The organism is Streptomyces sp. NPDC057137 (genome assembly GCF_042670825.1).
Lineage (GTDB): Bacteria > Actinomycetota > Actinomycetes > Streptomycetales > Streptomycetaceae > Streptomyces.
Window position 1 is genome coordinate 7303 of record NZ_JBHUUW010000009.1, and the last position, 12961, is coordinate 20263.

General features: G+C 67.8%; 3 protein-coding genes. All 3 read right to left on the minus strand.

What is annotated here, in order from left to right:
- Positions 1-51 precede the first annotated feature (51 nt).
- From ACFT9I_RS10180 to ACFT9I_RS10190, 3 genes are read right to left on the minus strand one after another with little or no spacing between them, the layout of a single operon-like run.
- The gene (locus tag ACFT9I_RS10180) at positions 52-4563 is read right to left on the minus strand and encodes an Eco57I restriction-modification methylase domain-containing protein (protein WP_382562654.1); all 4512 of its coding nucleotides are present in this window, start codon (positions 4561-4563) and stop codon (positions 52-54) included.
- A complete protein-coding gene (locus ACFT9I_RS10185) occupies positions 4560-7574 on the minus strand; it encodes a helicase-related protein (RefSeq protein ID WP_382562656.1) in 3015 nt (1004 codons plus the stop codon). Before ACFT9I_RS10185 ends, ACFT9I_RS10180 begins: the two co-directional genes overlap by 4 nt.
- Positions 7571-12889 carry a DEAD/DEAH box helicase gene (locus tag ACFT9I_RS10190; protein ID WP_382562657.1) on the minus strand — a complete coding sequence of 1773 codons (5319 nt, stop codon included), beginning with the start codon at positions 12887-12889 and terminating at the stop codon, positions 7571-7573. The genes ACFT9I_RS10185 and ACFT9I_RS10190 overlap by 4 nt, the downstream gene beginning before the upstream one ends.
- Positions 12890-12961: the final 72 nt, after the last annotated feature.

Below are 12961 nucleotides of genomic sequence, written 5' to 3' on the forward strand. Positions count from 1 at the left end.
GTGGCCGCCCACCCGTTGGGTGCGGGTGAACGGCCACCGTGCGTTGCGGTGTCAGTCAAAGAGGTCGAGCTGAACCTCACCCTCGATCTCTCCGCGCCCGAAGAGTCCGCTCTGAGGAAGCCCTTCGCCTTGCGGCGGCTTACGCTCGGACCGCACCGCCGTGGTGTTGGTGACGGGCGGCTTGGGCTTGGGCCGGGACGTACGTGTCAGCGGGCTTACGCCGGGGTCGTGGCGGGGGCCCTTGCCGGGGGGTGGGGTGAGGGACGTGACGTACGGGCCGGATGCCATCGCCTCGTAGATGCGGATGATGGCGTCTTTGGTGCGCTGGAAGAGTTCGGGCTTCTTGTTACGGAAGGCACGGAAGCTGTCCAGGACGAGGTCGAGGTCCTTGCGCTCGATGCCGTAGAGGTGGAAGTACGCGGCATCGAGTTCGGCGCGCATGAGGAAACGACGTTCCTCGTCCCAGATGAAGGGGGCGCCTTCGTCGTTGAGGTGCTCAGCCCAGAGAGCCATCTCGTAGGAGGTGTAGGTCAGTTCGAGGACACGGGAGCGGATCCACAGCTCGGGCGACGCGTTACCGAGCCAGATAACGGGCTTGGCGTACGTTTCCGGAGATAGCACTGGCAACTGTTCAAACGTGAAATAAGCGAGAGACGCACCTGCATACTTCTGTTTGGCCGCAAAATCGAGAACACGGCTGGACAGGTTGGCAAGCAACAGATCTGGTGTGAACGCGGGGAACATGAGCGGAAGCTTGTGTCCAATTGCGGTCCGTGGCAGTACCGACGCAATGACGGTCCGTTCATCGGACGCACGGCACACATCACGCCAGCCGAGCAACCAATCATGCGGCCACTCCTCACGTTGCTTCGGCAGGTCTTCCGCCAGTCGTGCATCTACCTCAGACTCATGCACCCAATGCCGAGGTAGCGGGAATGCTGTCGGATCTTGGTGAGCATCAAGGCCCAACCGGGGCAGAGTGCCCTTGTTGATCTGGGCCTGGGTCGCGTTCTCGTAAGTAGCGAAACGGCCGTCAAAGTGATGTACGAACTTCCCCTCATAAAGCGGCAGGTGACGTTCTTCCTCCTTTATGAAGACTGACCCCGACCTTTCCCATCCGTCGTCTACCAATGACTCTTCGTTCCGAAAAAGGTCGGAGTCGCCAGACATGTGGAGCATGACATGGAACCGCAGGCCCCATGGGTTGGTGGTCGCCTCGCTACTGCTCTTGTTCCAGAGCACAGGCACACGCAGGTGCACTTCCTCCAGCACCCGCAGATGATCCGGACTCTCGCACACCGGCGCTGTCCGGCTGTTCGGGTTAATCCGCCGGAACCCCTCCGCGTCCAGCGTGAACTCCCGGGCATCCAACTGATCCGGCCGCCGCGCCCGAAAACCGAGGCGAACTCGCTCGTACTCGCCAGCCGAGCCCCCGAACGTGAACAAGCAGAACCGGTACTGGTTGTGGACATCCGCGAAGAGCTTCTCCTCGTTCTCCAGATCCAGCACCGTCGCCAACTGTCGCCGCTCCACCAGGTCCGAGAAGAACCCCGACGTCGTCTTGTCCGTGGCAATCCCCGTAGGCAGCACCAGCCCCGCCATGCCCTCCGGCGACAGCAGCGTCCGTGCCTTCTCCGCGAACACCGCGTACGTATTGACATCCCCCTTCCCCGTGAGCGGGAAGATGTCCGAGTCCCTGAGCATGTTCGTCGTGCCCTTGGACTCCCGCTGCGCCGTCAGATACGCCCCGTGCAGCTTCCGGTCCGCCTCGATCGCCTGGCCGTGTTCGTCCACCGACTTCAGCAGATCGCCGATCCGGCGCTCGCGCTCGTTCGCGGTCTCCGCGTCCGCCACGTACGGATTCTGCGCGGCGAACCACTCCTTCTTCTGGATCTTCACCCGCTCCCACGGCGGATTCCCGATTACGCAGTCGAAGCCGCCCTGCCACCCCGTCGCCGCGTTCGCGTCCGTCGCGTCCGTCGCGTCCCGGTCCTCGACCCGGAAGATACGGGGGAATTCCAAATGCCAGTGGAAGAAACGGTTACGGGAGACGATGTCGCGCAGTTCCCGCTCCCCCGCCTCTTCTCGCCACTCCCGTTCCTCTTCCGTCTCCGGGACCGGTTCCTCACCCATCTTCGGTCTCGGCTTCGGGATGCCCGGCAGATCCTCGTCCTTCTCCAGCTTCTTCAGTGTCGCCGTCGTGATCGGGACCGGCGCGTCCTCCCTCTTCGGCCAGATGAAGGCCGCGCACCACGCGTCCGCGACCTTCTTCAGCCGCTTGAGTTCGTCGTTCGCCTCGAACTCACGGTGCCTCTTCGCCAGTTCCCGTATCGCCGCGAGCCCCGTGCCAGCGACCGGCGCGTTCGCCGCCTCGTCGGCCGCGACGCGCACCTTCGCTGTACTCGTCAGAGTGGCCGGCTCACCCAGTCTGGTCTGAACCCAGACCTCCACGCCCCTGAGTTCCCTGGCGTTACGGTCCTTGGCGTTCTTGACCGTCTGCTGTTCGTCGCCCTCCAGCTTGCTGAATGCCTTCTGCGGGATTCCCGATTCCAGGAGCAGCGGTGTCGTCCCCAGCAGCGCGTTGCCGACCTTGATCCGGTCGTCCAGGTACACCAGTGGTTCCCCCGGGTTGAGGGACTCCATCCACAGCGACACCTTGGCGATCTCCGTCGCCAGCGGGTTGATGTCGACGCCGTGGACACAGGACTTCACGACCTTGCCCATCGCCTCGCGTACCCGCTCCGGCGCAGGTTCGTGTTCGCCGTCCGCAGCAAGCTGGGCGTAGCGCAGGGCGATGCGACGGGCCGCCGCGACCAGGACGTGGCCCGAGCCACAGGAGGGGTCGACGAAGCGGATCTTGAGCAGATCTTTCGGGATGCCGGATTTCGCGTAGCGCTCGATCACCGGGTCGAGGGCATTGTCAAGGAGCTTCTCGATGAGCACCTTGGGGGTGTAGTACGAGCCGGTGGTCTTCCGCTGGTTGCCCGCCACCAGGTCCTGGAGCCAGAACTCCACCTTCTGCGGGTTGTGGCGCGGGATGAGCTCCAGCAGGGACTCATAGACGCTGCCGAGCTCGTCGGCGTCCAGGTGCCGGTAGTCGACTCGGGTCACACGGCCCTGTTTGTCGGAGACGCGGGACAGCAGCCGGACCGCCTGGAGCAAGTGCTCGTTGGGGAGCTTGGCCGCCCGCAGCGGCTCGCTTCCGCCCGGGAGCCAGGTGATCTGCTTCTCGTCGTCGGCGGCGCGGAAGTACAGGCCGCCGAGTTCGGGAAGGGCCAGATTCTCTTCGCCGCCGATCCTGCCGAGGGCTTCCAGCACGGCACGCAGGCCGTCCCACAGGTCGGTGTGGTGGTCGCCGCCCCGCCTGAAGGCGATACGGCGCAACCTGGCCGTGGAGAAGTACCGGGTGTAGCGGTCGCGGGCCCGTTCCAGTCTCCCCCTCTCCGCCTTGGAGTCGTTTGGTCCGGCCTGGAGCAGTAGGGCGTCGCGGTCCTCAGCCACGAAAAGGAATACCAACTGGTAGGCCAGGCGCAGCAGTTCGTGGTGAAAGTCGTCGAGTGCCGCCTTGCCGCCACGGGTGAGGGCCTCTCCGAGCCCCGGGTTCGCCTGGAGGAATCCGGTGCCGAGGATGGACAGGGCGTCCTTGACCTGGTCGCGCAGCCGGTCCCGGGAGCGGATGCCCGTTTCGATGGAGTAGGTGCGCCACCATTCGATGCGGCAGTCCGCCGGGGTGAGGGGCGCGATGTCGTCGGCGAGGACGATGTCGTCGAGGGTTCCTTCGTCTGCGTCGGCCGGTTCTCCGCCCGCCAGTTCGCCGTCCCCTGCCGTGGCATCGGCAGAGGCGACGGCGACGGCCCCACGTCGTTTCTTCTCCGGCTTCGCGACCAGTTCGAAGCGCGAGGAGTGGAGCATCGCGTACAGCGTGAGGAAGTCCGCGAATTGGTCCCCGCCGAAAATGGCGTCCAGGTTGAACTCGACGTAGGCGGAGCCGACGAGTGTGGTGGAGTCACGCAGGACGCGCAGGACTCGGCCGTTGGAGAGCAGGCCCCACAGGTGCTCGGAGGAGACGTTCAGGAGTTCCTGGACCATCGACTGGGGGGCCCGGCCGGTGCCGATGCCCCGGTCGAGGTCGGTGTCCCAGCCGAGAAGGTGTACGGGGAGGTGGTCCTGCCAGCGGTGGCTGACGCGGTAGTACCTCTTGGGGTCCCGGCCGGAAAAATCGATGCCCTTGCGTTTCGGGACGTCCGAACGGCCCGTGTAGCCGAGTTCGTCGAGGAGGACGCTCAGCCACTGCTGGTAGGTGAGCTTCGTCAGGTCGACGTTCTCACCCTGCTCTTCGAGCTGTGCGCGGAAGGAGCTGTAGGTGCCTTTGAGGTAGTCCCACCTGCGGCTGGCGGCGTCCTCGACACGAACACCGCGTGGCAGGCCGTAGTCGGCGGGCGTGGAACCGGGGAGCTCACGGTCCGTGCCACCGATCTTGTTGAGGAGATCGCGGGAGAGCAGGGCTCCCTCGACGCGCACCGCTGTGCTCGCCGGAAGGTGGTCGAGAGCGAGCGCGGTCACCTGGAGCCTCCGGGGCGCTTGACGTACACGTACACACCGAGCAGGTCGGGTTTACCGGCGGGCTCGGCTCGGATGCCTCGCGCGGCTGCCGCGCCGCGCGCCCTGCCCCGTTCACCTGCGGCCTCGCGGACACGGAGGTGCGCCGCTTCCAGGCGGCGGGCGAGATCGTGGCCGTAGGAGGCCAGGTGGTCCTCAACCTCGTCCACTTCTTCGAGGGCGCGGGTGATCTGCTGGTCGCGCATGGAGGGGATGGTGTTGCGGTCAGGGGTAGCTGGAAGCAGTTCGGCTGTCTCCTGGTCGGTGAGCCACTCGCGGGTGCCGTCGCCCGTCGTGCGCCAGGCCAGCAGCTGGGCATCCTCGGCGACCAGTTCGCGGGGGTCGGCATGGGTGCGGTCCGCCCTGCGGCGGGGAGGCAGGGTGAGGTGGAAGCGGTAGCGGACCAGCAGGAGCACGATGCGGTGGTCGACGGCGGTGGTACGGATGACGCCGAGCCGCCGGGCGGGCCGGTCGATCTCGCTGAGGCTCCGGTCCAGGGCGGAGTCGAGGACGTACCGGGCGATGGCCCGTACCGCGGGGTCCGTACGGAACAGGGCGTGTTCCCCGACGGGGACCGGGAGGTCCTGGTGGAAGATCAGCTCGTTCGGGGCAGCCGCCTTTGCCGCCTTGGCCTTGGACTTCGACTTGCTCTTGGCCGTGCCACGGGCCGGAGCCTGGACGACACCCGGCCCGGTGGCCTGGTCGGAATCCTCGTAGATTCCGAGACCGTGGCGCAGGCCCCGGGGCAGTGGGCCCGCCGGAGCGGTGAAGCCGGCGCTGTGCGAGTCGGGGCGTACGGCGGATCCCAGCGACTTCAGGGTCTCGCGGGTGAAGTCGGCGATGTCCGAGGGTTCCCCGAGCGCCTGGCGCAGGGCGTTCAGCTCGGCCTGGACCTCTTCGGGTCGCAGGCCGCTGTGGGCGAACTTGGTGAGGATCTTCGACTCCCGGTCGGCCACGTCCTCCCACTCCTTGTGGAGGCGTTCCCTGGCCTGGCTGAAGAGCGCCTCGGTGTCGATGTCGAAGGTGAGCTGTTCGCTGTTCTCCTTGCCTCTGAGGAAGAGGCTGCTGGACAGGGCCTTGAGAACGCCCTCACCGCCGTCCGGCACGGGGACGACGACGCCGACCTGCTCGGCGATCGCCTGGTGTTTACGGATGAGGACGTTCAGGACGAGGCCGTCGATCCCGGTGTCGGTGTCGAACAGGGTGACGGCCCGGACGTTCTCGCGGGTCTGTCCGAACCGGTCGACCCGGCCTTCGCGCTGTTCGTGGCGGGTCGGGTTCCAGGACAGGTCGTAATGGAGGACCGCGCCGAAGTCGTCCTGGAGGTTGACACCTTCGGAGAGGCAGTCGGTGGCGACCAGGACATGTCGGCCACGCTTCGCCGTGAGCTCGTCGATACGGGCTTGGCGGGCGTCGGGGTGGAGCTTGCCCGTGACCGCGTCGACGTGGACGCCGCGGCCCAGGGCTTCGGCGAGATGGTCGGCGACGTACTCGGCGGTGGGGATGTAGCGGCAGAAGACGATCGGGTCGTAGCCGTCGACGAGCTGGCTCTTCACCTCGTCGACGAGGGTGCGGAGTTTGGCGTCGTGTTCCGGTCCTGAGAGCTGGTCGGCTCGCGCGGCGAACGACTTCAGCTTTCGGGCGCCGAAGGAGTTCTCCGGGGTGTCGAGCAGCGATCCCGGTACGCCGTCCTGGCCGTCGGCGGACTCGTCGTCGGTGAGGTCGAGGACGGCGCGGTGAAAGCTTTCGACCTCCGCCTCGGTGCGCGCGGCGGCGACACCCGCCCTGACGCGGAGGGTCTCGGCCGCGGCGGCGGGCGAGGAGAGCACACAGCGCAGCAGCGCGAGCACGGAGACCCAGGTCATCCGCTGCTCGTGGGCGCCGTCGGGGCGGCGGACCTGCTCGCGGGCGTAGGCCAGGACGTCGGTGACGAAGCCGGCGTACTCCGTGTCCAGGTGGTACGGGGTCTCGCGCACCATGCGTGCGCGGGGGAAGGGGGTCTCCTCGTCGAGGTAGCGCTTGATGTCACGGCGGCGGCGCTGAACAAAGTGGCGGGCGAGCCGGTCGCGGTGGGCGGGGAGGGTGGGGTCGAGGTCCTGGAGAGCCGGATCGAGCAGGCCGGTGAGCTTTGCGAAGGCGTGGACGTCTCCGCTGTGCGGGGTGGCGGTGACGAGGACGAGGTGCCGGTCGGGGTTCGCGGCGAGGTCGCGAAGCAGCTCGTACCGCAGCTGGTGTCCGGTGCCCGTACCGACACAGCTGTGGGCCTCGTCGACGATCAGGAGGTCGGGGCAAGTGCGTTGGAAGTTGCCCCGGCGCTCTTCCTGCTTGATGAAGTCGGTGGAGACCACGGTGCAGGGATAGCGGTCGAAGATCGACTGGCCCTGCTCCGTGGTCTTCTCCAAGCGGGCTGCCGTGGATGGAAGGACGAGTACGGCGTCCATGCCGAACTTCTCCCGCAGCTCTCGCTGCCACTGCTCGGCGAGGGACGGCGAGCAGAGCACGGCCATGTTACGCGCCGAGCCCTGTTCGAGGAGTTCCTTGGCGATGAGCGCGGCCTCGATGGTCTTGCCGATGCCGACGTCGTCCCCGATGAGCAGCCGTACGGTGTCCATGCGCAGCGCCATCATCAGCGGGACGAGCTGGTACTGGCGTGGCTGGACGGAGATGGAGGCGAGGCTGCGGAAGGGGCCCGCGCCGTGCGTCGCCGCGATGCGCAGCGCGGTGCGCAGGAGGCCGGCCGACGCGAAGTCGCCGACCTCTCCGGGGACGGCCTCGGGCCGGCCGAAGCCCGGGTCCTCGATCTCGTGGGGGAAGAGCGCGGTGAGATATTCGCGGTCGCCGTCGAGCGGCTGGGCGATCACCATGCCGTCCGATTCGTCGGCGGGGCTGGGCTGGAGCACCCAGTCACGGCCCCGGGCGGAGACAAGGTCGCCGGGCGCGCGGGGTGCTGGGGTCGTCGTGGTCCCGGGGGTCATCGGAGACTCCGTCCGGTGCCGAAGACGTCCGGGTGTACGCGCACTGTGTTCTCCCACTCCTCGATACCGGCTCCGGCACGGATGACGAGCCAGCCGTCGTCGATCAGCCGGAATTCGGCCTGCCGGTCCAGCGACGGGCCGCCGGAGGTGTCCAGGTAGACGGCGACGTCGGCGCCCGGCAGGCGGTAGACGATGTCGGGACGGACCGCTGCCCCGGTCTGGTCGGGTTGCGTCTCGTCCGGCAGCCGGTGCCCCGTCCGGCCCAGCCACTCTACAAACTCCGCGACGGGCCCCCGTACCGGCTCGGTCGCTGCGGCCAGGGTCTGGGCCCGCAGGATGGCTGGGGTCACAGCGCGGTCACCCTTGGTGGTGGCGTTGGCGAGCCTGAGCAGCAGCGGTACTGCGGAATGCCGGTCGATACGGGTGTGGAACCGCTGATTGTTGTAGGAGAGGAGGCAGTCGTAACAGCCACGCTCGCAGCGCTCGGGGGCGCCTTCGGCCCGGTCCTCGTCCTGGCCGGTGTCCGGGTCGTAGTGAATGATCTTCAGCGCGGCTCTGGCGACTTCGGCGAAGGCGTTCGGGTCGTCGTGCAGGAGCCGCAGCACGCCCGCGCCGCCTTCCGCTCCCTCGATGAAGAGCATTCGGCCGCGCTCCTCGTCGTCGGGAAGATCCTGGCTGTCCAGCTCGGAGTCCTCCAGCTGGTAGCGGGCCTCGATGCCGCGTTCCAGGGCGTGGCGGAGCGTGACGGCGACCGCCTCGCTCTCCACGGGTTCGGCCAGGCGCAGCACGGCGATGTTCTTCCGGTCCTCGACATAGGGAATGACCTGGAGTGTCCGGTCGGCGGAGGCGAACGGTGCCAGGGCCTCGTCCTCGGCCGACGCCTCCTGGATCTCGCCCGCTTTCTTGGCGCTGAGCCAGCGGCCCTGGACAGGGTCGAGCCAGAAGCCCCGGTCGGCCGGGTGCTTGCGCTTGCGGCGGCCGAGGTTGAAGACACGGATCCAGGCGGTGTCCCCGTACCCGATGTCGAGGACAGGCCCGGTCGCGTCGGAGGTCGTGGCGTCCTGGCGTCCGGCGGCCCCCGAGAACTGGTATCCCGTCAGCAGTTCGAAGCCGGATCGGAGGCGCTCCTCCTCGTCGGAGGAGATACGGCGCACCGGAGACGCCTGAACCGTACTCAGGACCATGGTCCGGCTCAGGGTCAGGGTCAGCGGGATCAGGCAGTCGTCGCAGGTGTCGGCGCCCTGGGCGCGGTCGTACCACATACCGCACGCGCCGCAGATCCGGGCGTCACTGGTGGCGACCTGTCCGGGAGTGGCTCCCATCGGGACCTGGACGCGGTCGACGGAGTAGCGCTGGCCCTCGTGGTAGATCAGCGCGCCGGGACCGAATTCGGAGATAGCGATGAAGCGCGGACGCTGGATGTACGCGCCGTTCCGTTGGCCGAGCCTGCCTTCGCCCCGCTGGCCGGGGATGTAGGCGGCCAGGGGAAGGCGCGGGAACGAGTAGCCGGGGAGGAATCCCTCGGACGCGAAGTAGCGGTAGCTGTAGAAGTCGCTGAAGGATTCCTCGCTGTCCTCGTTGCGCAGCAGCTTCAGCTGGTTCTCGGCCTCGGCCCGGCGGGCCTGGGCGCGGCGGCGGGACTTGGGATCCACGGAGAGATCGCCGGCGACTCGGTGCTGCTGTTCGCGTTCGTCGAGGGCGGCCCGGTAGAGGCGGCGCCAGCGATCGCAGTCGTGGTCGAACCGGCCCAGTGCGGCCCGGACGGCGTCCTCGATCCAGCCGTCGTACCACCAGGTGGGTGGCTTCTCCAGGCCTGTTAGCAGCGGCTGGAGGACATCGGTGGACCGGACGATGGCCCGGCGGCGGGCTGCCTCACTGTCGAGCTGCGTGCGCATCGCGTCGGTGAGCGGCAGGGGCACCGGCTCGCCGGGGCCGGTGGGCCGGGCCTCCGCGTCGATGATCTCGGTCATCCGGGAGCCGAGGGCGACACCTGTCTCGGCCAACCAGACGGCGTGGACATGGGAGCGCAGCAGTTCCTCGTTGGCGAGGTCGAGACGGGGCGGGGTGACGCTGCCCGCGACCATCAACTGGGGGCGGCGGAAGTAGTACTGGTCGTGGGCGCTGCCCGTCGAACAGTACGTCGTGACGAGCGCGGGCTGTCCGGAACGTCCCGCCCGGCCCGACCGCTGGGCGTAGTTGGCGGGGGTGGGCGGAGCATTGCGCATGCCCACCGCGTTGAGTGTGGCGATGTCCACACCGAGTTCCATCGTCGGCGAGCAGTACAGCAGGCTCAACTCTCCGTCACGGAATGCCTCTTCCCGCTGCTCCCGCAGCCCGGCGGGGACCTGCGCGGTGTGTTCCCTGGCCTCAAGACCGACGAGCTCCATCGCGGTGTCCCGGTAAAGGTCGCGGAAGTAGGTGTTGACGGATGGTGTCGCGTCGGGGTCGCTGACCTTGCGCAGTGGGTCGGGCTCGGGAGTGGCCCCGTCGCCCGGCAGCCAGCGCAGGGCGGTGGCCTTGACCTGGTGGCCGAGCGACCCGTCGCGCTCCTCCCGGACGATCGCCACCAGACCGTAGGTCTCCAGTACCCGCAGCAGATCACGGATCACCGTGTCGGCGTCCGCGACGGACATTCGCCTGCCCCGGAGTGCGGGAATCGTGGCGAACTGTCCCGGGCGACGGAGGAAACGTCCGTACGCGCCCAGGCCGCTGAGGTAGATGGCCTCTCCGGAGGGCGCCCCCTTCGGGCCGCTGCCTGGAAAAGCGACCCGCGAGGGAACGCGCGGCTCTCTGGGCGGTAGCGCCCAGACGCCCAGGAGATGGCCGTCGGACTGGCGCTGAACCTGTTCGAAGCCCTCCTGGGTCAGCAGCGGTTCATCGACGGCGAGCGAGCGGCGCAGCTCATCCAGCAGCACCCTCGCGAGGTACTCGCGGTGCGCGGGATCGTCATGCGCGAGAGCTTCATGCCGACCGTGCCAGCACTCCTCGTCGGCGGCGATCTCCGCCAGATCGGTGTAGTCGAAGCGCAGCAACCCGGTCTGGGTGAGGTTGGGCATGGTGATGCGCCAACCGCGTTCGAGGTCGGCGTGGACCCGGTAGGACAGCACCGCACGCAGCGCCGAGCGGGCCAGCTCACGCTGGCTGTATTTCGCGCCGGGGTTACGAGCGAACACGTCCATGGGCAGGCCAAGGGCCTCCTCGACGGCCTGAGGTAGCAGATCGTGCCGCAACCCCTGCTGCCCTGCCGCGGCCAGCGCCTGGTAAAGGGCGCCGCGGACCTGAGTGACCTGAGCGAAGTCATTGAAGTGACCGGCCTGGAGGCTCGCGTCCTGCCGGTTGTCGACGAAAGTGAGGAGTTTGCGCGCCTTCACATCCATATTCGCTTGGGCGCGCAACGAGCGCACCACGCTGGAGCTGATGAGCGACACCGCCGAGCTGCGTCCCTCGGCGGCGAAGGTGGCGAGCTTGGCGAAGTCACGGGCTCGCAACTGCTCGTGGCTGACTCGGCAACGTAGACAGAAGCGGAACGGCGCGGCGATCCACCAGGCCCGTAGGCCGTCGGCTCCGGTTTTCGTATCCGCTGGGGCCTCCGCCGCTCCGGCGGGCCGCTGGGCGAGGATCGTGCCGTCGGGAGCGATCTGTATCCCGCGCGGCAGATCACCCGCGCGGGCCTGGACAATGGTCCGGGCCCCGTCCTCGCCGGTCTCGACCCAGCTGTCCGGGAGGCGGCTCAGGATCTCGTCGGGCTCGGTCGGCCATGGCCGTTGCTCACTGACGTACAAATAACCGTCGTCCTGCTCGCCGGGGGCTTCCGGATCCCGGCGCGCGACAAAGCGCGGCCCGGCTCCACCACCTTCCCGGGTGACGACCAGATACTCGTGCCCGCAGTCCCGGCAGAAGGCCAGCGGGATCAGCGGCTTCTCCCGCTGCTGCGGGACCACGACCTGGTACTGGCTGGTCAGATGGCGTTGCCCCGCAGGTTCGAGACTGCTGTAGACGGTGTCGCCCTTGGACAGGAACTGGTGCAGCCGGAAAGCGAACAGCGGACGGCGGTGTACTCGGTGGCGTGCCTCGGCACCGGCTCTCAGGATCGATTCGATCGCCGCCCTGCACAGCTCCTCCCGTTGTCCGCTCATCCTGGAAAGGGCCTCGGCTGCTTCTGGCACGGTCACGGGCGTACGCCGGATCAGCCTGCCCTTGGGCTTCTCGTCCTCCTCCTTCAGTCCGAAGGAATCCTCTACCCATACGGCGAGCGGGTCGGTTCGCAGGACCTCGTAGTCCCGCGACAGCGCCGCAGGTTTCAGGGCCGCGCGCAGGACCGCCTCGCCCAGCGCGGACCGTCGCGCGCGTGGTGTGCCGGACTGCGTGGGGCCCGGATCCGTGGCGCGCTCCAAGGTCTCGCCAATCACCCGCTCCGGCTTTACGCGGGCTCCGAACAGCAAGGTGGCGACGGACGCCACCTTCTCTCGCGCTTCCTCGAAGGTGGCGGCGCTGGCCATGGTGGCGGAGGTGCCGATGCACTGAAGGTTGGGGGCGTCGCAAGCGTCCCGGAGCCGTCTCACCAACAGTGCGACATCCGCGCCCTGCCTGCCACGGTAGGTGTGCAGCTCGTCCAGGGCCAAGAACCGCAGTCCCTGAGCCGCGCCGATGAGCTCCTTCCGCTCATGGGGCCGCGTCAGCAGATACTCCAGCATGACGTAGTTCGTCAGGAGAATGTCCGGCTTGGACCGCAGGATCGCGGACTTCTGCCCGGCATCCTCCTGGCCTGTATAGCGAGCAAATGTCACCTTCCGGTGCTCCTCCGGAACCCCCCACCTCAAATAGCGTGCCAGTTCGTGTTGCTGACTGTTGGCGAGCGCGTTCATGGGATAGACGATGATCGCCGAGATCCCGTCGGGGTTTGGGCGGCGCAGCACCTCGTCCACGACAGGGATGATGTAGGCGAGGCTCTTGCCGGATCCGGTGCCGGTGGTGAGTACATAAGAATCGCGGGTGCGGGAGGCAGCGGCATCGATCGCTTCGCGCTGGTGCCGGTGGAGCGTCAGGGTCCGGGCTCCGGGGTCGTGCTCGTCCGTCTTCTCCCGGAAGTAGCGTTTGCACCCGCTGTGCAAAACGCCCTCCTCGACGAGCTCGGCGACCGTACCGCCGCTGCGGAAACTCGGATTGAGTGAGATACGGGGGTCGGGCCAGCGGACCTTTCCCTCACGCTCCGCGTCGAGATGGCGCTGGATGTCACGGTCCCGTACGGACACCAGGGATCGGGTGAAGGCTCCGTAGTCCTTGATGAGATTCTGATGGACTCCGAAGACATCCATGGCGACGCCGTTCTCCCCATGCCGCACGTGGTACCGCGCTGCCCCGCGGCCGTGAGCAGCGCTCACCGAATG

Coding starts and splice junctions, on each gene's coding strand:
- ACFT9I_RS10190 (WP_382562657.1), bottom strand. CDS start 12,889: ATGGATGTCTTCGGAGTCCATCAGAATCTCATCAAGGACTACGGAGCC.
- ACFT9I_RS10185 (WP_382562656.1), bottom strand. CDS start 7,574: ATGACCCCCGGGACCACGACGACCCCAGCACCCCGCGCGCCCGGCGAC.